General features: G+C 39.1%; 20 protein-coding genes and 1 riboswitch. Of the genes, 12 read left to right on the top strand and 8 right to left on the bottom strand.

Annotated elements, in window-relative coordinates; translation table 11 throughout:
• The first annotated feature begins 258 nt into the window (after positions 1-258).
• Positions 259-376, top strand: a riboswitch (cyclic di-AMP (ydaO/yuaA leader).
• Positions 377-544: 168 nt separating this feature from the next.
• Positions 545-1,180 carry a universal stress protein gene (locus tag H6G06_RS06030; RefSeq protein ID WP_338422916.1) on the top strand — a complete coding sequence of 212 codons (636 nt, stop codon included), beginning with the start codon at positions 545-547 and terminating at the stop codon, positions 1,178-1,180.
• Between the two features lie 127 nt (positions 1,181-1,307).
• On the top strand, positions 1,308-2,645 hold the full coding sequence (locus H6G06_RS06025) for an SLC13 family permease (RefSeq protein WP_190558041.1): 1,338 nt from the start codon (positions 1,308-1,310) through the stop codon (positions 2,643-2,645).
• Positions 2,646-3,027: 382 nt separating this feature from the next.
• Here the strand turns inward: H6G06_RS06025 and H6G06_RS06020 are convergent, their stop codons facing one another.
• Positions 3,028-3,231, bottom strand: a complete 204-nt coding sequence (locus H6G06_RS06020) for a chlorophyll a/b-binding protein (protein ID WP_190558039.1) — start codon at positions 3,229-3,231, stop codon at positions 3,028-3,030.
• 492 nt (positions 3,232-3,723) lie between these two features.
• On the opposite strand from H6G06_RS06020, the gene H6G06_RS06015 reads away from it, so the two are divergent.
• Positions 3,724-6,777 (top strand): MFS transporter, encoded by a 3,054-nt coding sequence (locus H6G06_RS06015; RefSeq protein WP_190558038.1) that lies wholly within the window; start codon positions 3,724-3,726, stop codon positions 6,775-6,777.
• Between the two features lie 92 nt (positions 6,778-6,869).
• Here the strand turns inward: H6G06_RS06015 and H6G06_RS06010 are convergent, their stop codons facing one another.
• Both H6G06_RS06010 and H6G06_RS06005 read right to left on the bottom strand, forming a co-directional pair.
• Positions 6,870-7,469: a transposase gene (locus H6G06_RS06010; protein ID WP_190558035.1), complete on the bottom strand. Its 600-nt coding sequence runs from the start codon at positions 7,467-7,469 to the stop codon at positions 6,870-6,872.
• Positions 7,470-7,649: 180 nt separating this feature from the next.
• Positions 7,650-8,342 carry a rhomboid family intramembrane serine protease gene (locus H6G06_RS06005; protein WP_190558033.1) on the bottom strand — a complete coding sequence of 231 codons (693 nt, stop codon included), beginning with the start codon at positions 8,340-8,342 and terminating at the stop codon, positions 7,650-7,652.
• A 167-nt stretch (positions 8,343-8,509) separates the two neighbouring features.
• Here H6G06_RS06005 and H6G06_RS06000 point away from each other — a divergent pair, with 167 nt between their 5' ends.
• On the top strand, positions 8,510-10,612 hold the full coding sequence (locus tag H6G06_RS06000; RefSeq protein ID WP_190558031.1) for a serine/threonine-protein kinase: 2,103 nt from the start codon (positions 8,510-8,512) through the stop codon (positions 10,610-10,612).
• A 51-nt stretch (positions 10,613-10,663) separates the two neighbouring features.
• Here the strand turns inward: H6G06_RS06000 and H6G06_RS05995 are convergent, their stop codons facing one another.
• The 3 genes from H6G06_RS05995 to H6G06_RS27755 form a co-directional block, all read right to left on the bottom strand.
• Positions 10,664-12,448: a serine/threonine-protein kinase gene (locus H6G06_RS05995; RefSeq protein WP_190558028.1), complete on the bottom strand. Its 1,785-nt coding sequence runs from the start codon at positions 12,446-12,448 to the stop codon at positions 10,664-10,666.
• 721 nt (positions 12,449-13,169) lie between these two features.
• On the bottom strand, positions 13,170-14,717 hold the full coding sequence (locus H6G06_RS05990; RefSeq protein ID WP_190558026.1) for a YcjF family protein: 1,548 nt from the start codon (positions 14,715-14,717) through the stop codon (positions 13,170-13,172).
• 227 nt (positions 14,718-14,944) lie between these two features.
• Positions 14,945-15,067: a hypothetical protein gene (locus H6G06_RS27755; protein WP_277875172.1), complete on the bottom strand. Its 123-nt coding sequence runs from the start codon at positions 15,065-15,067 to the stop codon at positions 14,945-14,947.
• A 1-nt stretch (position 15,068) separates the two neighbouring features.
• On the opposite strand from H6G06_RS27755, the gene H6G06_RS05985 reads away from it, so the two are divergent.
• The 5 genes from H6G06_RS05985 to H6G06_RS05965 all read left to right on the top strand — a co-directional run bounded on the left by H6G06_RS05985 (position 15,069) and on the right by H6G06_RS05965 (position 21,026).
• Positions 15,069-16,781: a sensor histidine kinase gene (locus H6G06_RS05985; protein ID WP_190558024.1), complete on the top strand. Its 1,713-nt coding sequence runs from the start codon at positions 15,069-15,071 to the stop codon at positions 16,779-16,781.
• Positions 16,781-17,278 carry a DUF937 domain-containing protein gene (locus tag H6G06_RS05980; protein ID WP_190558022.1) on the top strand — a complete coding sequence of 166 codons (498 nt, stop codon included), beginning with the start codon at positions 16,781-16,783 and terminating at the stop codon, positions 17,276-17,278. Before H6G06_RS05985 ends, H6G06_RS05980 begins: the two co-directional genes overlap by 1 nt.
• A 355-nt stretch (positions 17,279-17,633) precedes the next feature.
• On the top strand, positions 17,634-18,683 hold the full coding sequence (gene fni, locus H6G06_RS05975; protein ID WP_190558020.1) for a type 2 isopentenyl-diphosphate Delta-isomerase: 1,050 nt from the start codon (positions 17,634-17,636) through the stop codon (positions 18,681-18,683).
• Positions 18,684-18,778: 95 nt separating this feature from the next.
• A complete protein-coding gene (gene sppA / locus H6G06_RS05970) occupies positions 18,779-20,614 on the top strand; it encodes a signal peptide peptidase SppA (protein WP_190558018.1) in 1,836 nt (611 codons plus the stop codon).
• 172 nt (positions 20,615-20,786) lie between these two features.
• A complete protein-coding gene (locus tag H6G06_RS05965; RefSeq protein WP_190558016.1) occupies positions 20,787-21,026 on the top strand; it encodes a hypothetical protein in 240 nt (79 codons plus the stop codon).
• Here H6G06_RS05965 and H6G06_RS05960 read toward each other — a convergent pair.
• Both H6G06_RS05960 and H6G06_RS05955 read right to left on the bottom strand, forming a co-directional pair.
• The gene (locus H6G06_RS05960; protein WP_190558014.1) at positions 21,023-21,733 is read right to left on the bottom strand and encodes a GDYXXLXY domain-containing protein; all 711 of its coding nucleotides are present in this window, start codon (positions 21,731-21,733) and stop codon (positions 21,023-21,025) included. The two genes, H6G06_RS05965 and H6G06_RS05960, sit on opposite strands and share 4 nt — an antisense overlap.
• Before the next feature lie 159 nt (positions 21,734-21,892).
• The gene (locus H6G06_RS05955) at positions 21,893-23,326 is read right to left on the bottom strand and encodes a DUF2157 domain-containing protein (protein WP_190558012.1); all 1,434 of its coding nucleotides are present in this window, start codon (positions 23,324-23,326) and stop codon (positions 21,893-21,895) included.
• On the opposite strand from H6G06_RS05955, the gene H6G06_RS05950 reads away from it, so the two are divergent.
• The 3 genes from H6G06_RS05950 to H6G06_RS05940 all read left to right on the top strand — a co-directional run bounded on the left by H6G06_RS05950 (position 23,325) and on the right by H6G06_RS05940 (position 25,283).
• The gene (locus H6G06_RS05950; RefSeq protein ID WP_190558010.1) at positions 23,325-23,492 is read left to right on the top strand and encodes a hypothetical protein; all 168 of its coding nucleotides are present in this window, start codon (positions 23,325-23,327) and stop codon (positions 23,490-23,492) included. The two genes, H6G06_RS05955 and H6G06_RS05950, sit on opposite strands and share 2 nt — an antisense overlap.
• A 47-nt stretch (positions 23,493-23,539) precedes the next feature.
• Positions 23,540-24,502, top strand: coding sequence for an RsmB/NOP family class I SAM-dependent RNA methyltransferase (locus tag H6G06_RS05945; protein ID WP_190558008.1), 963 nt, complete (start codon positions 23,540-23,542; stop codon positions 24,500-24,502).
• A 154-nt stretch (positions 24,503-24,656) separates the two neighbouring features.
• The gene (locus H6G06_RS05940) at positions 24,657-25,283 is read left to right on the top strand and encodes a hypothetical protein (RefSeq protein ID WP_190558006.1); all 627 of its coding nucleotides are present in this window, start codon (positions 24,657-24,659) and stop codon (positions 25,281-25,283) included.
• Positions 25,284-25,410: the final 127 nt, after the last annotated feature.

The following is a 25,410-nucleotide window of genomic DNA, read 5'->3' as shown; positions in this document are numbered from 1 at the left end:
AAATTTAAGACTTACGCATAGAGAAGACGATAAATCAATAGTTTGCTCTGGGTATAGGGCAATAAAAAATCACCTATGCGCTATGCCCTATTCCTGCCTTCAATTCATCATCCATTTGCGTAAGTCCTGAAATGATGATTTGATGGGTATACAATTTTGGAAATATAAGCTACAATTCAAAAAGTGAAAAGTTGAGATTTTGAACATCTTGACTTTTCACTTTTAAATTTCGCAAAACTCTGTGGGTAGCCTAATTCAAATTCATGAAAGCTGGATTTGGAGCGGAGGAACCAAATAAATGGGGCTAATCTTAATTGAGAGATACCTTCCAGTCTTAGCCCGTCAGCTAACTCCGTCGGCAATGGAAGGAACCCCCAAAACCTTGGCTGTAATAGCAGTTGTTATTGGGGTTTCCTTAATCAATTGGAGATTTTTGATTAATGGTTTTAGATGGCAGATCAATCTAAAATCCCAAATCTAAAATCCAAAATTGTAATCCCTGCTTCTCATTGATTATTCGTTTCAAGGGAGAGAAGTTAAAGCTGTGAAAGTTAAGCCATTGTTAGCCCGTTTGCAAAGTGCCATTGGTCGATATGACCTGATCGAGCAAATGGTATTACTACCTGATCCTCAAAAATGCGTTAGTGAAAAAGATTCACAAGCAAAATCCCTCACTTTAATGGTTGGCTATGATGCTTCACCTAATAGTCATACAGCCTTAGATATTGCTTTTTGTATTGCTCATCAAACCCATTTAGCTACGAATATTAAAGTCAATGTACAGGCTGTTTATGTAATAGAAGAACAGTCCATTAGTTATTCTCATCGTAACTTAAGTTTGCCCCCAAAGCAGCTTGCTTTAGAATATCCAGATTGTGAAAAACAGCAATCCAATACACTGGTATTAACTCAACCAAAACCAGATTTAATGAGCAATTCATGGCCAGATAAAGCAGATAAAATTCTTTGGCAAGCCAAAAGTTTAGGCCATGAATGGCAGAGCTATTTTAAATCTCATCTGCGGTTTGGCAACTTAGCCACTGAGTTGAAAAAAGTCGTAGAATTAGAAGCTGCTGATGTTCTAGTTTTAGGTTGTCAATCTAGCCATCATCCTTTGATTGATAGTTTAGCCAATGATTTTCCTTGTGCTGTGTTAGGTATTCCCAGTTGTCTTGATTAATCACAAGAAAATTGCAGACATAGATTTTTAACGCCCATACACTAATCATAAATTCCTAAGTCGCCTATAGTAAATATAGGTGACTTTTGGCTGATTTTCAATCAATAACATTATCACGGAGAATCGTATGGAAAACTGGCAAGCTATCCTGAGTGTCATCACATTTATTACTGTCATTATTGTCATCATGACAGAATGGGTTGATTTGACAGTCGCGGCTCTCTTGGGGGCATTAATATTAGTGTTTACTAATATCATGACTTTACCAGAAGCCGTTGGTTATATTGGTAAAAGTTATGGAACTTTGGGTTTATTTTTTGGAGTAATGGTGTTAGTTAGGGCATTTGAACCGACTAATATCTTTAGTTATATAGCGACACAAATAGTTATTCTTGCTCAAGGAAGTGGCAAAAAATTACTATTAGGTATAGTGGCATTAGTTACGCCAATTTGTGCTGTTTTACCCAACGCTACTACAGTAATGTTATTAGCCCCGTTAATTCCCCCAATGGCAGAAGAAATAGGCGTTAATTTTGTGCCTTTATTAATTTTGATGGTGTTTGTTGCTAACAGTGCAGGATTATTGACTTTAGTAGGAGACCCAGCCACATTTATTGTTGGTGATGCTGTAAATATTAGCTTCATAGATTATTTAGGAAAATTGAGTTTCGGGGGAGTAATTGCTATTGCCACTGTTGTAGTAACACTACCAATTTTATTTAGAAAGATTTGGAATACAAACCTAGATAATCTAGCAGAATTACCCCATCCACAAATCAATCATCCACGAGTTTTAATAGTGGGTGCATTTATTGTAGCTTTTGTGTTGATATTTTTCGTGATTGGCGAATCTTTACCAATACCTATTTCCCCGGCTGCGGTGGCTTTGTTAGGTGCAGCGTTAGCTTTATTACTAGCTCACAAAAGCAGAATTGATTCAGTTCATAATATATTGCGAGATGTAGATTGGAGTACCTTAATATTTTTCATGAGCATTTTTGTGTTAATTGGTGGATTAGATAAAACAGGAGTTATTAAAGGTCTGTCAGGTATTTTGGGGATTATTTTGGGTAAAAATATTTTGCTGGGTTCCCTAGTTTTGTTATTTGTGGTGGGGATATTATCGAGTGTTGTACCTAATATTCCTTTAGTGGTAGCAATGGTTCCTTTACTTAAACAGTATCTTGTGAATGTGGGATTAGCACCAGCAGAGATTTTAGCAGCAGATTTTCAAGGACAGTTTCCCCCAGAAGTTTTACCGCTGTTTTATGCCATGATGTTTGGCGCAACTTTGGGAGGAAATGGTACTTTGGTAGGAGCATCTTCTAATATTGTCGCTGCTGGTATTGCTGAACAGCATGGTAAAAGAATTTCGTTTAAAACTTTTCTACATTATGGTGTCCCAATAACGTTATTGCAGCTTGTAACTTCGGCATTGTATGTGTTGCTACGTTTTTTACTTTGAGTTATGAGGCATTCGGAAAGAACATCATAGCAATTTTCAGGTAAATGAACCATGAAGATAGTTCCAAAAAGCATAGACAAATATCTCATGCCATTAGTTTGCCGGGAATAACTCCGACTTTCTCGTACTACAACGCCACGCCACTTGCTACAACGGTGGGAACCCCCGCAACGCAGTGGCTCCTAAATTTATTGATGAAAAACAAAAAAAATATATATTTAGAGACGCGCAGCGCCAGAAATACTAAGTCCATATTAAATCCCCTAAATTTATTGATGGGGATTACCTCCTGCCTCCTTAATTTTCGTTACCTCGTAGAAACAGGATATCCAATCAGTGATGGTTGGAATCACCCCCGTTCAACGGGGGTGAAGATGTCAAGTTAATATCTCAAGAAGTGTAGAACGTCACGGAGAACGCTATAGCCAGCTAAATCCCAAAGTAGGTAGGCTAAAAATCCAATCATTGCCAAGCGTCCATTCCACAATTCTGCTTGAGGATTCCAGCCAAAAATAAAGGCGTTACGATCTACACCATTATAGGCTTTAGCAACAGGTGTTATATCGGTAGTTGAGCGAGTTTCCATTTTTGATCTCCAAAATTAAATGAGTTTGCGGTTTTGAATCTTTTGTCCTAAACAACTTAATGCTTTACTTTAGTGTAACTTCTGCACACAAACCTGTTTTATGCCTACAGGTACAAACTAGTGGCACTTCTTATGGACGATAATTAGAAAGCTATTGACGCAGACAAATCCACCTTGAGAGGGTGACAAAAATCATAATTATAAATAAATGTAAAGTCGGTGTAAAAATCTTGAATTAATAGAATCAGATAAACGAAAACTTCCCCTAAAGAATAGCAATATTTATATTAATAAATAAGCTCAAGTTTAGATAAATTTACAATAAAAATATCTGCAAATTCTATCTAACGTTATATAAGTCTTTCCCACCTTAGATGGATGCTATGATCGCCCAATTTCTTGGATTCTGAAGGCTGGACGAGTTGCATATTGACATAGATACAACTAAATTTCATTTCACAACTTTAAACTTAGAGGCAGGAAATACAAATTATGCACGAACTGTACAAACATTTATGGTGGATGGCACAAATACCTGTAAACACCCCCAACGTCACACCAGCACAGGCATCTGTTGTCACCTCTGGCCCACGCTTTTTTGTGGCTTTACTTTCAGGTGTGATTCTGGCTTTTGCTTTCCAATTAGTCTTAACAAATCTCTCGATTGCTGCGGGTATTTCTTATCTGGGGCGACCATCGGAGTCAGATGAAGTTGAGAGTTTGGGCGGTACGATTCGCAAAATCGGTACGAGTGTGGGGATTTGGACAGTAGTTACGGTAACACTGGCTTTATTAATCGCTTGTTTCTTGGCTGTAAAATTAAGTCTATTAATTTTAGACCCCAGATTAGGAGCGATTTTAGGTTTAGTAATTTGGGGGGCATATTTCTTATTACTAATGTGGGTGAGTACTACTACTGTAGGTTCTTTAATTGGCTCAGTTGTCAATACTGCCACTTCCAGTTTTCAGGCGATTATGGGGACAGCCACAGCTGCTTTGGGCGCTAAGGCTGTGAATCAGCAAGTAGTAGCTACTGCCGAAGCGGCTGCATCTGCGGTGCGGCGGGAATTAGGAAGTGGCATTGACCCGGTAAGTATTCGCAGTAACATAGAAGATTACATTGAGAAGTTACGTCCACCGGAAGTTGATCTTTCTCGGTTGCGGTCTGAATTTGAAAGGTTACTCAATGAACCCCAATTTAAAGCTATAGCCAGCCGTACAGACCTGGGCAAGATTGATCGCCAGAGATTTCTGGATTTGGTTAGCAGTCGCACTGACTTGTCTAAAAAAGATGTAAATCGCATTGCGGAAACTTTACACAATGTCTGGCAACAGGTGGTGAGTCAGCAAGCACCAACAACAAACCCCGTGGGTGAATTGGTTGACTATCTCAAATCTCTTCCGCCAGGACAGACAAAAACAGATGAACTGAATGCCAAACTTGACCAACTAGTTGCAGAAGTTCACTCTGGCAAAGAAGCAGAACAACAGCAAAAGCCCGGTGTTCTTCAACAGACAATATCAGCATTGACTGGAGTGGTCTTGGGTCGAGCAGATTTGTCAGACTGGGATGTGGAAACTATTTTGCGTTCCCTGACTAATGTCAAAGACAAAGTAACAAAACAAGTTACACAACAACCTTATAGTCCCATTCGTGCCGATATTGAAAATTACTTGCTAAATACTTATGCTTGGCAACTAGGTTCAGAGAAAATTGTTCAGGAATTTCGGGATGTTATTTATGACCCGGCTGCTGACCCTGGTGCGGTGCGTAGGGAATTAGAGAAAATTACCCGTCAGGATTTGGTAAATATTCTCCAAGCTAAGGGATTGTTAACTCAAGCACAAATTCAGCAAACTGTTGACCAATTGCTAACGGTACGGGATGAGGTGTTAATCACAGTTACCGCTGCTGAAGAAAAAGAAATTGTCCAAGATTTGCAACGTCAAATTGAAACTTATCTGGTGGTTACTCCCAAAGCGGATTTGACACCGGAAGGGATTGAGCGAGATTTTAAACCTCTGTTAGCAGATCCTGATGCAGATTATGCAACTCTGTCGCGGCGACTGGCACAGGTGAACAGGGAACAGATGGGGGAAATTCTGTTAGAGCGAAATGATATTCAAGAGAGGGAATTAGACCCGATTTTGGATGAGTTGGAAATGCAGCGCGATCGCACTTTGGTTGAAACTCTGGGCATCGCCAAACAGGCAAAATATCAAGCTGAAAGTCTGTGGCTCAATGTAGAGTCCTATCTGCGTAATACAGGCAAGGCAGAATTAAACCCCGATACTATCCGTGCTGACCTGAAAAAACTCCTAGAAGATCCCCAAGCCGGAATGCTTGCTGTGCGGTCCCGCTTGTCTCGCTTTGACAGAGATACTTTGGTCAAGTTGCTCAGTCAACGTCAGGATTTGACTGAACAACAAGTTAATCAAATTATTGATGTGGTGGAAGAAGGATGGCATAGTATTCTCCACACACCGCAACTGGTGAAGGAAAAGGCGCAGGAACAATATGACTCTGTTACTGCCACTATCACAGATTACCTGCGCCGGACTGGTAAGGAGGAATTGAATCCTGAAGGGATTCAGCGCGATTTGACGAGGTTGTTTGCAAATCCTAAACAGGGAGCGATTGCCCTCCGTCGCCGTTTATCACAGATCGACCGGGATACTTTGGTTCAGTTGCTCAGTCAGCGTCAAGATTTGAGCGAGGAGCAAGTTAATCAAACTATTGAGGCTGTGCAGACATCAATTAAAAATATTGTTCTTGCACCCCGCCGTCTTGCAACCCGTACACAACAACGGGTACAAAATTTCCAAACTTATCTGCAAGAATATTTACGGTATACGGGCAAAGAAGAATTGAACCCCGAAGCTATTAAGCGCGATATCCATTTATTGTTGCACGATCCACGGGTGGGGATGGAAAGTTTGAGCGATCGTCTTTCACATTTTGACCGGGGAACAATTATCGCCCTGCTGAAAATTCGGGAAGATATAACTGATCAAGAAGCAGGTAGGATTGCAGACAATATCATCTCCGTGCGTGACCAATTTGTGGAACAGGTGCGGGATATTCAACGGCGCATCCAAGATGTAATTGAGGGAATTTTTGCCAATATTCGCAATTATCTCAATTCTTTTGAGCGACCGGAACTTAATTATGATGGCATTAAGCACGATGTGCGTCAGTTATTTGACGATCCCCAGGCAGGATTTGAGTCCTTGCGCGATCGCCTCTCATCCTTCAATCGTGATACTTTAGTCGCCATTTTGAGTTCACGTGAAGATATCTCAGAGGCAGATGCTAATGGCATTATTGACCAAATCGAACGCGCCCGTAATGGTGTATTACAACGAGCGGAACGTCTACAACATGAAGCTCAACGTCGCCTAGAAGAGATGAAACATCAGGCACAGCGCCAAGCAGAAGAAACGCGGAAAGCGGCTGCTAATGCAGCTTGGTGGTTGTTTGCGACAGCAGTTATTTCCGGGATTTTTGCGGCTTTAGGAGGTGCGATCGCTGTCGTGCTGGTTTAGAGTTATCAATTATCTCTGCTACATTTTTTACCTCCCAACTGGGAGTTTTTTTTTGATTGATAATTCAACAAATAAAGCAAATAAAGCGATCGCTAATTAACATTTGTAGGATTTTCCTTGTCTTCTGCCCAATTTATCGGATTTTTGACAATGTACTGACGAATATTATTTAATGCTTCCTCATTGCGGATAATATGTTCATGATAATTAAGTTGCCAAATCACACTTCCTTTAGCTTTATTGATTCGATTAATTTGGCGTGTAGAAACAGATTTATAATTTTGAATTATTGCAGCCAAAGATTGTGGTTTTGTGCCATTAATTTTAATTGTTTTACCTGTAGGGGCGAAGCATTGGCTCGATAAATTTTGTTGTTGTTGAAAATCTTGATTTGCCAATGCTTCGCCCTCCGCATTAGAATTATTAACTATGATAATAATCCCATGCAAATGATTGGGCATTATTACAAATTCATCTAACTCTACATTTTGAAAATGCCGAGGAATAGATAACCAAGAACCCCTTGCTATTTCACCATTTGTATTTAATTTCATTTCACTATCTACAATTTCACCAAATAAACAATTACGTTGATGGGTGCAAATAGTGACAAAATATGCGCCCTGTTGAGAATAGTCGTATCCTTTTAATCGGATGGAACGGCGGTGGTGAATGTCGGGATTATAGGGCATAAATTAAATTCCTTTTCATAATGGGGAAGGGTGAAGCATTCGCCAATATAGGTGATCTGTTTGTTCCATATTTTTCTGGGGAAGGGTGAAGCATTCGCCAATATAGATGATCGATTTGTTCCATATTTTTATCGTGCGAATGCTTCACCCCTACAGGAATTATGAATTATGAATTATGAATTACCTTTTCACCATTCGCATCAAAGCCGCACCTGTCACCAATCCTGCAAATTGTCCCCAATAACCAAGATTAGTCACACCACCAGAAATATTTAAACTGCCAATTCCATAAAATAACTGCTGGATAAACCACCAAAATAAATACAAAAATGCTGGAATTTCTACGGGAATAAAGACAATAATTAAAGGTAAAATCGAATCAATTTTAACTTTAGGAAACTTCATCATATAAGCTCCTAAAATAGATGCGATCGCCCCATTAGCGCCAATCACTGGTATACTTAACTTAGGTTCCATGAAAATTTGGATCATTCCCGCAAAAACCCCAGCAGCTAAGTAAAGCAATAAATATCTTTGTTGTCCCAAAATTCTTTCTACCGTCTTCCCAAAAACCCATAAAAATAAGAGATTACCCAGTATTTGACTAAAACTACTATGTACAAACAGCGATAATGGTAGAGCAATTAACCGCCAAAATACAACTATCCAAGCCGCTGAATTATAAAAAATAGCATTTGCGATCGCTATATTAGTTTGTTCGGGAATGATGCCCCAACTATTGACAAAATTACCTAACTGTCCACTTACATCTAGTTTTAGTTCCCAGCAAAATATAGCAAGATTAATGCCAATTAACCAATAAGTAATAATTGGTTTTTTCCAACTATAAAAGTTATCACTAATAGGAATCATAGTAATTCATAATTCATAATTCATAATTCATAGTTCGTAACCGATAATTACCAATGATCAGTTACTACCCAGTCACCAGTCACCAGTCACCAGTCACCAGTCCCCAGTCCCCAACCTCCTGTGGCAAGATGTAATGAAGTAATATTACACTCAACTTAGCAACCGAGATGATAGGAAACACACTTGTTGGAAGATACCAGATTATCAGCCACCTGGGAGGAGGGGGATTTGGCGAAACTTACGTTGCTTATGATACCCATTTACCTGGTTCACCCAAGTGTGTTGTCAAAAAACTCAAGCCTCAGTCCAGTAATGCAGCAACCTTGGAAATAGCTAGACGACTATTTGATACTGAAGCGCAGGTTTTGTACAAATTAGGAACTCATAAGCATATTCCCCAGCTTTTAGCGTACTTTGAGGAAGATGCCGAATTTTATCTTGTTCAAGAATTCATTCCCAGTCATGACCTCTCTCAAGAGTTATCACCAGGAAAAACCCTCAGTCAAGATCAGGTAATTTCTCTATTACAAGAAATTTTGGAAATTTTAGACTTTGTGCATCAACAAAAGGTAATTCACCGTGATGTTAACCCACGCAATATCCTCAGACGTGACCAAGATGGCAAATTAATTTTAATTGATTTTGGTGCAGTTAAAGAAATCACTACACAAGTAATTACTCCCGCAGGTGAAACTCAAGCTACTATCGCTATTGGCACACCTGGTTATATTCCTGGAGAACAAGCCCAAGGAACACCAAAATTAAGCAGTGATATTTATGCTTTGGGAATTATTGCCATTCAAGCACTCACTGGATTATCACCTCACCAATTAGACAAAGATGCTGATAATAATGAAATTATTTGGCGTGAGCATACCACAGTCACGCCAGAATTTGCCGAATTTTTAGATAAAATGGTTTGTTATGATTTTCGTCAACGTTATGCTTCAGCAACGGTCGCATTAAAAGCACTGCAAGAATTAAATAAACCGCTCTCTGGAACAATTGTTTTCAGTCCTCCTGCTCCACTTAATCATATCAAACCTCAACAATCTCAAAAATCTCTATTTATCAAATTAGCATTAGGAATATTTTTAATAGGGATGGGGGGAATCGCTTCAATATATATCTTTAATAAAATCAATACTAATAACGCAGGCGATTTATATAACCAAGGCAATACGCTTTTGCAATTACATCGCTATGAAGATGCACTGGCAGTTTACGAAAAGGCAGTGAATATTAAACCAGATTATTTTCAAGGATGGTATGGTCAAGGTAAAGCATTATTTGAATTGAAAAAATATCAAGAAGCATTAACAGCTTATGATAAAGCCATCCAAATCAAACCAGATTATTTAGAAGCTTGGATTGGTAGAGGTTTTGCTTTGGCAAGTTTACAGCAATATGCTGAAGCAATTTCAGCTTTTGATAAAGCCTTACAAATAAAAGATGATTTTCCATCTGTGTGGAATGCTAAAGGTGATGCTTTCAGAAATTTAAGACAATACGATAATGCTATTAAGTCTTATGAGCAAGCAATTGAATTGCAACCGGATAATTATGAATCTTGGTATAAAAAAGGGTTTTCTTTCCAAAATACCAAACAATATGATGATGCAATTACAGCTTATGCAAAAGCAGTAGAGTTAAAACCAGACTATACCTCAGCTTTATATAATTTGGGTAATTCATTAGTAAATTTAAACCGCTATGAAGATGCGTTAAAAGCATATAGTCAAGTATTACAGTATCAGCCCAGTCATTATCAATCTTGGTTCTCTAGAGGTAATATCTTGGTGACGTTAAGACGATATCCAGAAGCAATTGACTCTTTTAAGGAAGTGATTAAATATAATTCAGGTAACTACCAAGCTTGGTATAGTTTGGGATGGTCACTACACCAAAGTCAACGTTATGGAGAAGCAATAGATTCTTATAATCAAGCCATTTCTTTAAAAGAAAATGATTATCAGGCATGGTATAATTTAGGTAACTCGCAATATATTTTACAAAAATATGCAGATGCTTTTGCATCTTATAATAAGGCAGTTCGTTATAAAAAAAACCACCCCGAAAGTTGGTATAGTAGGGGAAATGCTTTATTAAATTTAAAACGATATCAAGAAGCTATAACATCTTATGAACAAGCTATTAAATATAAACCCGATTACCCACAAGCAATAGAAGCCCTCAAAGAGGCGGAAAATCAAATACAACCGGAAAAATCTCGCCCCATCATTGTACCAACTTTGCGAATGCCTAGTTGATTGAAACACTTACTTACAAAATCAAATGGTGTTAATTAATTGAACCATTAACTAAGTAAGAATATTTGCTTCTTGTGGGTAATCTGGTGACAGAAAATATGCGGTTTTAGTATCTGAGTCTATCTGACTAAATCTAGTGGGTTGCTTGACAAAAGAAACTCTTTTGAGTGTGACCATTTCTTGCAGCTTCTCTCGGATCTGTTGCTTTTCCTGATACTCCTTGATTTTGATTTTAGCTTGAGGATAAACATCAGTATCTTCGGGAATCTTTTCGATAAATTTGATTGCACTAGCAAAGTCATTTATTAAAGCTTTACGGTAAGCTGAATGTAGAAAATACTCGGCTCTAATTTGCCGTTTTTGATTGTATTCAGCTAGTTTTTGTTTGACTATAGCACCAGCAGAACTCTCAGAAGGAATTTGGCGCAGATATTCTAAAGCAGCAGAAAAATCTTTGTGTTCTGCGCTGGCGTAAGCTTGGTTTAACAAAGTGCGTGTTTTTGCTTCTATGTTAGTTTGTGTTTTTTCAATTAGTTGTTCTCTTTTAGAACGCCAATATGAAGTGTAGGGAATTTGCGGAACAGCACTCATGGCATCTGATAAATTACCTTCATCTAATGCTTGTTCAGCCACTAAATAATTTTCTGTATCAGCGTGCCATTGCTTTTGCCATTCTGCAATTGTATCTTGAGCCTCTGGATATACGTTGCTATAGGAGGGAATTGATTTAGCTAAACTAATTGCTTTTTCTAAATTCCCGCTTTGATATTCTGTTATTGCGTCAGATAAAGTTGCTGTTTCTGAGTAAGTTTGAGAATTAGTAGCTAAAGAATAAACTCCCAAGCTAACGACCAAAGAATTAATCGTTATTCCCCATCGCATTCCTGCTAATAATGGGTCTAATTTTGTCTTTTTATCTTCAACAGTTTTTTTGACAGCAATGGGAGACGTTGCTGTAACACTTGCTGCTGCTCGATGTTTCCAGGTTATGTGTTTGAATACCCACAGTGCTTCACTGGCAGACTGAAATCGTTCTTGGTAATTATAGCGAATCATTTGGCTGATAAAAACAGCTAGATATTCGTCAATTTCAGTATCTCCACAATTCCAAGGAATGTCATTGTTAGCAGGATCAATTTTTAATTGCAGAGGTGCTAACCCTGTTAAACCTTGGAGTGCAATCATTCCCAAAGCATAAATGTCACTATTGGGTTGTGTTTGACCTAAAAATTGTTCTGGTGGGATGTAACCCAATGAAGTCACGGGAATTTGGGAAATGGGCAATTCGGAATCAGTGCTAAAGTCAATTGGCTGAATTGAGCCAAAATCAATTAGCACTAATTTACCATCACTAGTACGTCTAATTAAGTTTTCTGGTTTGATATCACAGTGGATAAAACCTTGAGAATGAACAAATTCGAGAATACCTAAAGCATCTTCGAGAAATGTCATCGCTTCCTTTGTACTCCACTTACTTCTCCTCTTTTGATTTTTCTTTAATTCCACAGATAAGGGCTGTCCTGAAATATATTCCTGCACCAAGTAAAACTGTTCATTTTCTTCAAAACAGGTGATAAGTTCAGGAATTTGGTCATGTTTTCCTAAATGCTTGAGGGTTTCGGTTTCGGTAAGAAAGCGCAATCTCAGGTAGTCAAAGTAGGAATTAGATTGATAGTTGTTGATTTTTAACTGTTTGACAACATATCTGGGTCTTTCTGGGTAGTCTACATCTTTGGTGTCTTCAGCAACATAAGTTTGCCCAAATACCCCTGCACCAAGGCTTTGAACAATTTGGTAACGACCTTGCAATAGCTGTCTGACGATTTGCTGGCTCATAAGTTCCTTACTGAGACATTTCTTACATTAGTTGTTACCTACCTTTTCAGAATTTCCTTCCTCTTTCCGGAATACTGAGAAATAATTCTTTGTAACTTTAAATTAGAGTTACTTTAATAAACCCCTGCTTTTCAATCTCAATAACTGTTCAAAAACAGCCCATACTAACGTAATATTCAGCTTTTACAGGTTTTTTCTGTTTAAGAACCAAATTGAAGAAGCCGTCAAATAAAATACATCAAATTCATGCTGATTTATAGAATGGATAAAAGCATTTTTTACGTATTTATAACTAAGCTAAAGTGATATTAATTATAATTACATGAAGGGGGTTTGAGGTAGCATGGGTCTGAGGTATTAGGGGTTTGAGGTATCAGGGGTTTGAGGTATTAGGGGTCTAAGGTAGTAAGGTAAGGCACGGAAGGGTTTAGATAGGTTTTGTGCAAAAATAAAAAAGTGATAAGTTACCAGAGCGATCGTGGTTCGCATACTGGCTTAATTAGCTACATCAATATCTCAATCAATTTGGGAATTTTGATTGATGAATTCTTATTGAGTTGATAAATAAATTTAAAGGTTTAAAGTTATGACAGCTTGTACCTCTGGTTATATCTCTGGGATGCTGTTGGTGTCCAGAGACTAGGAACCTCAGGGTGATGGGGTGATGGGAAGAAAATAAATAATTAGGACTTACGAATTACGAATTACCCTTCATATTTCTTTACATTTTTGTGTTCTCTTCGTGATCCTCAAAAGTGTTTGTTAACGGTTTGACGACTTTAGCGATCGCTTCTTGGATAAATACTTTGATAAACTCATCTCGGCGGTTGATCTGAAACTGTTGCTGTACTACTTCCGTCATCCCCCCATCACCCCAATCTTGATCATGGCGAAAATATTCAATAAAGCTTTTGCCGGCAATGCGCGTTAAATAAGCTGCTGTCACTCCTTGAATAGCCCGACCAATAATAAAAGTACCAACATTAAGTTGCAACGCCGTCGAGAGTAATTCAATTGCGCCCTTGACAATACCTAAGCCAGCAATAGTTTTTCCTAAAGATAAGGCTAATTCTCGCCCCCGTTCCATATTCAAATCACAACCGTAAACTTTGCCAATTTCTACCACCATTTGGGCATTAACTGCCGCTGTGGCTAGTAAATCGACAACTGGTAAAGGAGTGACAGATACTACACCAGCCCCAATCCATTGATAACGGTCAACAATCTTATCAGCTTGACGGCGACGCTGGGAATCAATTAATTTTCGGGCTTCTTCCCCTAAGCGTAGAGATTGCAAGAGAATATTATCTGCAACTAAATCTTCACCTTCAGCCCGTAAAATAGCGGCCATGCGTCGTAACAGGGGAATAATATCTGGTTCTGGCTGGAAGGTTTCACCGGTTTCTAATTGTGCGGGTTGGGGATTGGCAGTGATCGCCACTACATCATTACTAGCAATAAAATCCCGTACCCGGTGACGCAACTTGGCCAAGATGGTTTCTTGATCGTCTTCTGTATATAAATCTGTTTTATTGAGAACCAAGAGCGATCGCTTACCAATTTCTGCCAACCCTTTGAGCGGCTCATATTCAGAACGCCGTAAATCATTATCTACCACAAATAACAGCAAATCCGCTTCTGTCGCCAAAGCCCTAGCGAGTTGTTCCCGTTCCGTTCCTGCTACCCCCGCTTCTAAAATTCCGGGCGTATCCGTAATTAAAATTTTCCGTTCTAATCCCTTTAACCGCAAACAATAGGTTTCCCCCACCTGAGTTGTACCCATTGGCGCATTCACTTGGCCGACTATCCGCCCCATAATCGCATTCACCAGGGAAGTTTTGCCAGCACTCCCCGTCCCAAACACCACTACTTGAATTTCCCCCCGTGCTAAATTCGCCTCAATTTCCTGAGTGCGACTCAATAAAGCTTGACGGGTCACTTCATCTTGAATTTGCGCTACCTGTTGACGCACAGCGTGGAGAGTGCTAGAAGCTGCATCAGATTTAGCCGCAGGAATTTGAGCAGGAGTAACTCGTCTGCGATTACGGCGCGATTGCTGCTCACCAGATTTCAGAACCAACACATAATAGATAAAGGCCGCAACCAATCCTGCCAACAGTACAATCAGCAGTAACAGCAGCAGATTTCCTAATAGGGGAGAATAGGATAACTGGTAATAAAGCCGAGAGAGCGAATCAATCAGCCATAGGGCTAACCCCAAAATGATAATCAGACCAACAATGAGCGTGACTAGGCGAGGCAGAGGCATGAATAACAAAAATGAGAGGATATGAAGTAGGCAGATGCTTCTGATCTTAATAGCCGTCATCAACTACGTACACCAGAACGCATGAAAATCTCTTTAAGAGCAGCCTAATTACCAGTAAACCACCCCCTACGAATGAAAGAAACTCCTCCTTCCCTATTCCCTATTTAGTACAAAAAGACAAATTTTGCTAAACTAAGACTCAGTTTGTGTTTAATGTTCCCGTTCCCTTAAATCAATAAACAGTGACAAGTTTTACAAGTGATAACTGTTAACTGTTTAATGACTGGCTGCTGAATTCCCTGTTTTTCATCAAAACCTTCCTCATGGAAAAGTTCAACGGCGAGTTGCACAATGAATTTAAAATCTGAAGTAATGCCTTTTAAATGGTTGCGAAAATTATTCCAGCGACTGAGTATTAGGCAAAAAATTGTTTGTGGGTATGGTTTATCCCTGGGAATCGCGATTTTGGGAACAACGGGCGGCTTAATAATAGGCGATCGCTACTACCAAGCTGCTAGAATCAATATGATATTGGCCGATGAAGAAGGAGCTTTGCTCAGTAGTTTGCAAGGAGTGTTGTTGGAAATCCAGGTTCATCAGCAAGAGCTAGTACCTAATTTAAGTCAGCAGCAAGATTTGCAATATACTACAGATCTAACGGAATTTCAGAAGCATTGCCAAGAATTTGAAACTTTGTTTTCTCGCTTGAAGGAATTTAGCCTCATCGAATCGCAATATAATTTGCAGATTCTGATCAACAAACATGAGAGTAAAATCACAGAATATTTCCAGAAACTCAAGGATTTAAACAGGCAAATTTCTCAACTTCGTCTCCAAGCAGGAGGATTAGCAAAAGCGCAACTGTTAATTTTGGGGTTTCATCAAAGTCAAGCCGCACAGAACTTTTTTGTATTTTGCCATGATTTAACTGATTTCGCCAAAGCCGTTAGTACAAGCCAGGAACAAGCTGATATAGCCCAAAATCAGGCGGCAACAATACAAGCACAAATTATTATTGCTAGTATGCTACTTTCAGTCTCTATTGCGCTCATTCTAGCTCTATACACTAGTACAATCATTGCTAGTCCCATTAATGCAGTCACGAATATTGCCCAAAGAGTTACCAAAGAAGCTAATTTTGAATTGCAAGCACCTGTCACCACAAAAGACGAAATTGGTATTTTAGCTGTTGCCTTAAACCAGCTAATTCAACAAGTGAAAAGCCTTTTAGAAATCCAACAAGCTGAAGCCCAAACCCAACTCATTCAAAGTGAAAAAATGTCAAGTTTGGGACGGATGTTAGCTGGTGTAGCTCATGAAATTAATAATCCTGTCAACTTTATTTCTGGTAATTTAGTACACGCCCAAACATATATTGATGATTTATTAAAACTACTGAAAACATACAAAGAAACAATTCCTGAGCCACCTGATGAAGTCCTAGCGGTAGCTGAAGAAATTGATTTAGAGTTTCTGGAAACTGATCTGCCAAAAATATTAAACTCAATGACACTGGGAACTGAACGCACGCGAGAAATTGTCCGCAGTTTAAAAAACTTCTCTCGTTTAGATGAAGGAGGAAGCAAATTAGTAGATTTGCATCCTTGTATTGATAGTACATTATTGATTTTAAATAGTCGCATAAAAAATAGTATTAAACTTGTTCGCAACTATGGAGAGATACCCTTGCTTCCCGGTTACATGAGTTTACTCTATCAAGTATTTATGAATATCCTCAGTAATGCCATTGATGCCTTAGAAGAAAAATCTCAGAGTCATCCGCAATTTTCACCAGAAATCACCATTATTACAGAATGCTCGTGTAATGATTGGGTAGTGGTGCGAATTGCAGATAATGGATCGGGAATTAGCCCAGAAAATCAAAGCAAGATATTTGAAACCTTTTTCACCACTAAACCACGAGGTATTGGTACAGGCTTAGGTTTAGCCATTACTCATCAAATTGTGGTAGAAAAACATAGAGGTAAAATCAGTTGCCATTCTGAGTTAAATCAAGGTACAGAATTTGCGATCGCTCTACCAATTCATGGAGAAAAAACCTAATGGGACTTTTTGATCAAATTCTTGGTTCAGTTGCTAATTCCAATCAACCAGGTGGTTTGGGTAAACTGGTAAGTATTGCCAACACCATCCAGCAAATAAGTAATAATACTGGTACAGATACCTCAACTATGCAATCTGTTTTGTCAGTAGTTGGTAAACAGGTGCATTCATCTTTGCAAGAAAAGCAAGCTAACGAAGGAACAGAAGCAGTCCAAGGCTTTGTTAATCAATTTGCTGGAACTTCTCCCGATTCTCAAGCTGTCAGTTCCCTATTTTCCCCAGCTATTCAACAACAAGTAGCGGAAATTGCAGCCCAACGCACAGGTTTAGATGCGGGAATGATTCAACAATTACTACCTACTTTAGTACCTTTAGTTCTTAATTTCTTGCAATCTGGCGGAAATCCATTATTGAATAAATTCCTTGATACTGATGGTGATGGGGATCTTGATATTGCTGATGCTATTAAGTTAGCTAGTCGGTTTTTAGGAAGGTAATTAATTAGTTATCAGTTATCAGTTATCAGATGTTACTGTTAGCTGTTAACTGATAACTATTGATTGACTAAGAGAGCATAAACAGTAAACTACGTTTCAGCAAGCTTTACACTTTTTAAATCCCCTTTTGGAAATAAATAGTTTTTATTAATTTTACATGGAAATATCAAAATCATGTCTAACACAGAGTAATAAAGTGTGGCTAATGGGATTTTTTAATCACAAATGGAAATAGCTGTTTTGATACCTTTTTTCTGACTGAGGGTATAACTTTATTTTACTTGATTCTGTGAAAATTTTGCAGGGACTGTCACAATGTCACAATAATGAAAATAACAGCTTGGAGTCATTATCCGTGAACTCTCCTACCACCACACCTGCACAAACTCAAAACCGCAAAGCAGATCATATCCGCATCTGTCTAGAGGAAGATGTCCAATGTCAGCAAGTCACTACAGGACTAGAACGCTATCGTTTTACCCATTGTTGCTTACCGGAATGCGATCGCCACGATATTGATATCAGCACTACTTTTTTAGGAAAAAGGCTCAACGCACCTTTGTTAATCTCCTCCATGACCGGGGGAACAGAACGCGCAGGAATCATTAACCGTCGTTTGGCAGAAGTGGCGCAACAATATAAACTAGCGATGGGTGTAGGTTCTCAGCGTGTGGCATTGGAAAAACCTCAAGTTGCTGATACTTTCGCTATTCGCAAATATGCCCCCGATGTGCTTTTATTTGCCAACTTGGGCGCAGTGCAACTCAATTATCAATGTGGGGTTGATGAATGTCTGCGAATTATTGATATTTTAGAAGCTGATGCGTTGATTTTACACATTAACCCCCTGCAAGAATTCATTCAACCGAGAGGTGATACAAATTTCCGGGAATTGTTTGACAAAATAGCTAACTTATGCAGTAAATTACCAGTACCTGTAATTGCTAAAGAAGTAGGTAATGGCATTTCTGCGACAATGGCAGAAAAACTCATATCTGTGGGAATACAGGCCATTGATGTAGCTGGTGCTGGTGGGACATCTTGGGCGTTAGTGGAAAGCGAAAGAGCAGAAACATCTTTGCAGCGACGCTTGGGAAGAACTTTTGCTGATTGGGGTATACCGACAGCAGAGTGTATTACCAGTATTCGCGCTCAGTTACCCCAAATACCTTTAATTGCTTCTGGGGGGTTACGTCATGGGTTAGATGTGGCTAAAGCGATCGCTCTCGGTGCAGATATCGCTGGTTTAGCAATGCCCTTCCTGCAAGCCGCAGATGTATCAGAAACTGCGCTGCAAGAGTTGACAGAGGTATTAATGGCCGAAATCACTACCGTATTATTCTGTACTGGTAACAGAACTTTGTATCAGTTAAAGCAATCTGACAGTTTGCAACGTATACAATAAAAGTAACATAGATTGTCCTTCGTCAGTCATTGGTTTTTTAACTAATGACTCATGACTAATGACTAATGACCAAAATGACTAATAACTAATAACTAATGACTAACTTTCTTAAACAAACTTTTGCTAGTTTAATTGGTAGCCTACTAGGATTGACTATTTTTGCTGGGGTCGGTACTTTAGGCTTATTGTTCCTGGTTATCGCTGCTGCTACTTCTAAAGATACCGGTCCACAAGTCAAAGATAAATCTATGCTGGTTTTTGACTTGTCAATGAAAATCACCGACAGTCAACCCAGTTCCAGTGATTTTCTGCAAAAAACCTTAGCAGGAGTCGATGAAGATAGAATCACACTCCGCAAAGTTATAGAAACTGTGGAAAAAGCAGAACGCGATCCGCGCATTGTGGGTATTTACATAGATGCTACCAAGTCAGGTGCAGCCAGTGGCCTCGGTTATGCTTCCCTGAAAGAAATTCGCCAAGCTTTAGATAAATTCCGTGCTTCTGGTAAAAAGATTGTCGCATACAGCACAGACTGGAATGAACGGGAATATTATCTCAGTTCAGTAGCTAATAATATTGTACTCAATCCTGTAGGACTGATGGAAATCAACGGTTTGAGTTCACAACCGATGTTTTTAGCGGGAGCATTGCAGAAATACGGCATTGGTGTTCAGGTGGTGCGGGTAGGAAAATTTAAGGGAGCAGTAGAACCGTTTATTCTCGATAAGCTAAGTCCCGAAAATCGCCAACAAACCCAGAAATTATTAGATGATGTGTGGGGAGAGTGGCGGACTACTGTCGGTGCAAGCCGGAAAATTCCACCGCAAAAGTTGCAAGCGATCGCAAATAGTCAAGCTATTTTAGAAGCTAACACAGCTAAAAGCAATGGTTTAGTAGATCAGGTGGCTTACCAGGATCAAGTAGTCGCTGACCTGAAAAAATTAACTGCTAGTGATAAAGACGATAAAAGCTTCCGGCAAATTAACATTACTGATTATGCTGAAGTACCTGGTAAATCAATGGGTGTAGAACGCAAATCAGAAAATAAAATTGCCGTTGTTTATGCAGAAGGGGAAATAGTCGATGGTAAAGGAGAAGATGGACAAATAGGAGGCGATCGCTTTGCGAAAATCTTCAACAAAATCCGCCAAGATGAAGATGTTAAATCTGTGGTTTTAAGAATTAACAGCCCTGGTGGTAGCGCCACCGCATCGGAAATCATTCAGCGAGAAATCAAATTAACTCGACAAGCCAAACCAGTCATCGTTTCCATGGGTGATGTAGCTGCTTCTGGTGGTTATTGGATAGCCAGTGATTCTAATCGCATTTTTGCCGAACCTAACACAATTACAGGTTCTATCGGTGTATTTGGTGTATTATTCAATGGTCAAAAATTAGCCAATAATAATGGCATCACCTGGGATACAGTCAAAACCTCCCAATATGCAGATAATCAAACTGTTGCCCGTCCGAAATCACCCCAAGAATTAGCACTTTATCAACGCAGTGTTAACCGTATTTATAATATGTTTATCAATAAAGTTGCCCAAGGTCGAAAACTACCACAACAAAAAGTAGCCGAAATTGCCCAAGGTCGAGTTTGGTCAGGTGCAGCCGCGAAACAAATAGGTTTAGTTGATGAAATTGGTGGTTTGAATGTTGCGCTTGAATATGCAGCTAAACAAGCAAAATTAGGCAATGATTGGGAAGTGCAGGAATATCCGCAAGTTACTAGCTTAGAAGAACGTTTCTTTGGCAGAAAACTACAAGTAGCCCAAGGAAAATTAGGAATTGAAAAAACTCAAATCCAACCAGCTAACCCGCTTTTAGCAGAATTTGAGAAATTACAACAGGAAATTTCTATTTTGAACAAAATGAACGATCCTCAAGGCATTTACGCCCGTTTACCTTTTAATCTGAAAATTGACTAAGAAGGTAGGGGACTGGGGACTGGGGACTGGGGACTGGGGACTGGGGACTGGGGACTGGGTAATCAATTTTGTTATTCCCAATCACCAATCACCAATCACCAATCACCAATCACGAAAATAGTGTAAAGTAGTTGGAAACCCTAATTCACTTCTCTACTTTACACATCCATCTATGGATAGAAAAACGAGACGCTTGTTACTCCTTGTTGTTTCCTGTAGTGTATCTGGTGTCATTTTAGGCGGAACTTCTAGTTGGGCAGAAAGTAAAATGTGTTTGCGTGCTGATACAATTAGCAGCGAATGTCTGATCCAAAACCCAGCACAAAGAACTATTCAAGGCATGAGTACGGGATTATTAGCCGGGGCTGGGGCTGCTTTTGGTGCAGCCTGGAACCTACATCACCAAGACTAAAAGCGATAATTGCGATCGCCTATCCACATACTTGTTGGTACAGCATTACCTTGAGGATCTACTTTCACTTTAACAACTATCGGTGTTCTACGTCCATCTCGGTTTTGCTGTGCTTGCGACAAATCATTATTAATCAGCTGTCTTTGTTCTTCAGAAACGTAATAATTTTCCAACCCGTAGTTAATCAGCCCATCTTGATAATTACCCTTTAAAGCTACCTGATTATTGGGTAAATACATCGGTCGATCACTACTCACACGCACTGGCCGCCAAGCAGCGGGAAGACCACGATTAAAAGACTGTTGTTCTTGCAAAATCACATATAAGGTGCTTCCTTGATTTATTCTGCCATTTCTCAGAGAATTTTGTGTTACCCAATCTCTCCAACCGGTTAATCTTCTCAAAGTTTCGCTGCGGGAGATATTATAATCAAACGACAAAGAAGACCCCTGCAACAAATTATTAGAATATGCAGGTATAGTTTGCAAAACAACTGTCTTACCAGTCATTTCTGTATACATCGCTTGACTTGGAACTGCCAAAATTAGACCAATTTGCACCATTAGGGGTGCTATTAACCGCCAAATCGGTAACGGTTGATTAGCTTTCTGTTCAGTCGCTATTAAGTAATCACGAAAAGTTAACTTCTCAGAAAACTCTTTTTCTGGAGTTAAGGTTCTATTTTGTTCAGGTGAATTATTTGTCATGATAAGTAATAGGTGATTGGTAATTCAATTTTGGATTTTGGATTTTGGATTGTATTTAGTTAGCACAATCTAAAATCTAAAACCTAAAATCTACAATGACTAATAGGATTTTTAACGCAGAGATTTAATATATCTGTTAATTCTAACTGCACGGCTTCTCTACTGTTTCTTAACCGCAGTACGTTCATGGAAGCGACGTTCAAACCAAAGACCCGCAGAAATCAGACCCGAACCGCACAATACAAACACCAATGATCTAAACAATAAATCGGTGTCGTACTCTAGCACCCGGCTAATAATTTGCAGGATGAATAATAGCATACCACACCAAAAAGAGACTCTGTTAGTTAACTTCAATCCTTCTTGAATCAATCCCCAAGCTAAAGTTATCAACAGGACATTGAAAACAAAAATACCGAGTTCAGTAATCCGACCGATAGCTTGATGCCAAAAAGGTACGATCACAATAAAACTCAGAAAAATACTAATCACAGTGATAGTAAAAAATACATCCCTCCGGTTGGGATGACGATGACGAAACAGAAATAACCATTGCAGCACTGCCAAACCGCTGAGAATTCCTAAATCAATTATTGGCAGAGATTGAAATACATTCGAGACATTGGTTGGTGAATTACCATAACCATAACTAAAAGATTGCCATTGCCAACGGAAAGACAATAAATAAAAGACTACTGCAAAACACCCCAACGCCAAATTACGGGCTATAGGTTGAAATAACCTATAATTAACTGTTGGGAACAACAAATCATCATAACTCCAAAATAATGCAGGTGGGAGTGCTAAAGCAAAAGAAGCCACCCAAGGAATTACATCAGAAAAAGTTAGCAATGGTAAAGGGTTGAGATTGTATTGCAAAGAAAGAGTAAAAGCGATCGCAGCTAATACAAAAATCACTCGTGAACGACAAATATACGCCAAAGGCACAAACAACAACCAGGAAATTAACGGCGTATGTCGCACCGCTAAACGCGCCCAATTAAAATCACTAGTAGAAGACCAAAACTCTCTGAGTCCAAACCAATAGCCAATTTGTAGTAGGATAATAGCCAAAACCCCCAAAGAACTTAAGGATAGACTATAAGCCATCACTAAAACACCAAACCCCCAAGCCAAAAACAACTGCGAAGCTGAACCGCTAATATTGAATATTTGCGCCATCAGCATTAAAGTTGCCCCTAAAATCAAAGCACTGAGAATTAGTAACGCTTCTCCTAATAAACGTTTGCTGCGTTGTGGTTTTTTACCTTCCCCCTTAGCAAGAGTAGGTTCTCTCCAAGTCAAAAAACCAGTGATAGCAGTAGACAAAAACAAACTCATCAACAAGATAAATTTGACTTCTCTTGACCATGTTTGCCAATTTGCTGCTACAAAGATAATGACACCTAAAATTAAAAGTAAACCACCGACCGCAATGGCTATTAACCCAGAACTTTCTTTTGCAGCCGCTTCTATTTTGTTAAATTGATAACGGTCTGCTATTTGCTGGTATTGAGAAGAACTAATAAGTCCTTCATCCCGCCAACGTTGTGCTTCTTGGCGTAATTTTTGCGGAAAATTATCTAAGATCATGACCTCTCCGTTGCAATGGGTTAATTTAACAACTGTCAAAACACGGTTAGCTTCTAGCCAAAGGCCAGAAGCCGCGCTGGACGCGCTTTACAAACGCAATTCTCAATGGTGGTCATTATCTTTTCAGTATGCAGCCAAATACATTGATTGCACTGTTCTGGTGTAACAGTTTCAATACTGTGCTAATTAGCTAAAATTACCCAATTTCTGAATATGGAAAAGCCTTCAAATTTATTACTTAAAGTTGCCCGTCGTTTATTTGATGATGCAGATGAACAAGCAAAGTTTATTGCAGCGTTAGTTAATCCTAAATCTTTTTCACCTTCTATTCTTTGGTGCCAAGACAAGCCTGAAGTTTCACCTTTTGCAGTAGAAATACCAACATCTTGGCAACCAGAATTTGTAGACCGTTTACACATTGGAGAAAAACCCGGTCAACATCCCCTACATCAACAAGGATATTTTTATTGTTTAGATTTTTCTTCTGTATTTGCTGCTTCTGTTTTGTTAACAATTAATCAACCAGTACCTTTAGTGTTTGATATGTGCGCTGCACCAGGGGGTAAGAGTGTGTTTGCTTGGAAAGCGTTACAACCTGATTTACTGATTAGTAATGAAGTGATTGGTAAACGTTTAGGGATGTTAATTTCTAATTTAAAACGTTGCCAAATTCAACCTAGTAGGGTAGTAAATCGAGATTCTAGTATTTTTGCAGAGATGTTTGCAGAATCTAGTAATTTAGTCTTGGTTGATGCACCTTGTACTGGGCAATCTTTACTAGCTAAAGGCGAAAAAGTACCAGGTTGTTTTCATCATACAGCAATTAATAAAAGTGCCAATCGCCAAAAACGGATTATTGCTAATTCGGCGCAAATTGTCGCACCTCAAGGTTATTTGGCTTATATGACTTGCACCTACTCACCTGAAGAAAATGAGCAGGTTTGTGAATGGTTGTTAGAAAGATTTCCCCAATTTCAAGCTGTGGAAGTTAGTCATTTATCAAAATATCAATCACATTTAACAAGCATCCCTTGTTATCGGATGTTTCCGCAGGATGGTTTGGGTGCAGGAGCGTTTACAGTGCTGTTTAAAAATACTGCTGAAGGAGAGATGAAAGAGGTAAATTTAGACGCTATACTTTCTATGTGTAAATATGATAGTTTTACAAAAACCTGATAGATTAGTTCCTATTCTCGTTCCCATACTCAGTATGGGAATGAATTCTGGAAGACTCTGCCTTACTTTAAAGTCGAGGCAGAGCCTCTATCCAGGCATTCCCTGTCTGAGACTGGGAACGAGACAAATCTCATTTTTTATCTGTAAAAAATCTATGTCAACCCCAACTCTGGGATCGAAATTTTGGTGGTGGGTATTTGCCACAACTATTGGCTTTGTTATTGGCTTTTTTCTGGGTTTGTTTTCTAGTTTACTGGCGATATACACTTCTTTATCTGCAATTTCAGGTTTTTGGGGTGGTGCATTGGGTGGTTTATGTGTGGGTATTGCCCAAAAGTTGGTTTTACGCAAGAAAGTATCTGCTAAATGGATATTAGCCACAAGTTTTGGTTTCAGCATTGGTTGTGGGATAGGTGGACTAATAATTGCCAGCACTTCAATACGTCATAATTCCATTATTGGACCAATTTTAGGCATGGTCAGCGGCATAATTTCCCTAAGTTTTGCCCAAGCACGAACTATGGGATGGCAGAAAAACAAGACTATCAAATGGTTAATTGCCACTACTCTCGGTGTTACAGTGGGCGCAGGTACAGGAGCATTAGCTTGTATTCTCGCTGGTGTTATTGCTGGGCAAATATTCAGAGGAGGTTTAGACACTCTAGGGACAGTTTTGCTTGCAGCCACAGTGGCAGGTAGTATGGTGAGTGGATTAACTTACGGTGGCATTACTGGTTTATTTCTGATTAAATTATTGCCAAATTCTCATAATTCACCATAATCCAGTTTTTAGACCTAAAATTGCCAATATTCGGATTTTAAACTAAGTTCATTAAGATCAGACGAGAATAAACAAAGTTTAATCAAGATAGCGTCTTGTTTCCACAAAAATGCGATTTTTAGGGATG

It is taken from the genome of Anabaena sphaerica FACHB-251 (assembly GCF_014696825.1).
Classification (GTDB): domain Bacteria; phylum Cyanobacteriota; class Cyanobacteriia; order Cyanobacteriales; family Nostocaceae; genus RDYJ01.
Note: the sequence above shows the minus strand (reverse complement) of the source record. Positions and strands in the feature narration are given on the sequence as shown.

Excerpts from the sequence above, each read along its gene's own strand:
- H6G06_RS06025 (WP_190558041.1), top strand. The coding sequence starts at position 1,308 with ATGGAAAACTGGCAAGCTATCCTGAGTGTCATCACATTTATTACTGTC.
- H6G06_RS06020 (WP_190558039.1), bottom strand. The coding sequence starts at position 3,231 with ATGGAAACTCGCTCAACTACCGATATAACACCTGTTGCTAAAGCCTAT.
- H6G06_RS06015 (WP_190558038.1), top strand. The coding sequence starts at position 3,724 with ATGCACGAACTGTACAAACATTTATGGTGGATGGCACAAATACCTGTA.
- H6G06_RS06010 (WP_190558035.1), bottom strand. The coding sequence starts at position 7,469 with ATGCCCTATAATCCCGACATTCACCACCGCCGTTCCATCCGATTAAAA.
- H6G06_RS06005 (WP_190558033.1), bottom strand. The coding sequence starts at position 8,342 with ATGATTCCTATTAGTGATAACTTTTATAGTTGGAAAAAACCAATTATT.
- H6G06_RS06000 (WP_190558031.1), top strand. The coding sequence starts at position 8,510 with ATGATAGGAAACACACTTGTTGGAAGATACCAGATTATCAGCCACCTG.
- H6G06_RS05995 (WP_190558028.1), bottom strand. The coding sequence starts at position 12,448 with ATGAGCCAGCAAATCGTCAGACAGCTATTGCAAGGTCGTTACCAAATT.
- H6G06_RS05990 (WP_190558026.1), bottom strand. The coding sequence starts at position 14,717 with ATGCCTCTGCCTCGCCTAGTCACGCTCATTGTTGGTCTGATTATCATT.
- H6G06_RS05985 (WP_190558024.1), top strand. The coding sequence starts at position 15,069 with ATGAATTTAAAATCTGAAGTAATGCCTTTTAAATGGTTGCGAAAATTA.
- H6G06_RS05980 (WP_190558022.1), top strand. The coding sequence starts at position 16,781 with ATGGGACTTTTTGATCAAATTCTTGGTTCAGTTGCTAATTCCAATCAA.
- sppA (WP_190558018.1), top strand. The coding sequence starts at position 18,779 with ATGACTAACTTTCTTAAACAAACTTTTGCTAGTTTAATTGGTAGCCTA.
- H6G06_RS05965 (WP_190558016.1), top strand. The coding sequence starts at position 20,787 with ATGGATAGAAAAACGAGACGCTTGTTACTCCTTGTTGTTTCCTGTAGT.
- H6G06_RS05960 (WP_190558014.1), bottom strand. The coding sequence starts at position 21,733 with ATGACAAATAATTCACCTGAACAAAATAGAACCTTAACTCCAGAAAAA.
- H6G06_RS05950 (WP_190558010.1), top strand. The coding sequence starts at position 23,325 with ATGACCTCTCCGTTGCAATGGGTTAATTTAACAACTGTCAAAACACGG.
- H6G06_RS05955 (WP_190558012.1), bottom strand. The coding sequence starts at position 23,326 with ATGATCTTAGATAATTTTCCGCAAAAATTACGCCAAGAAGCACAACGT.
- H6G06_RS05945 (WP_190558008.1), top strand. The coding sequence starts at position 23,540 with ATGGAAAAGCCTTCAAATTTATTACTTAAAGTTGCCCGTCGTTTATTT.
- H6G06_RS05940 (WP_190558006.1), top strand. The coding sequence starts at position 24,657 with ATGTCAACCCCAACTCTGGGATCGAAATTTTGGTGGTGGGTATTTGCC.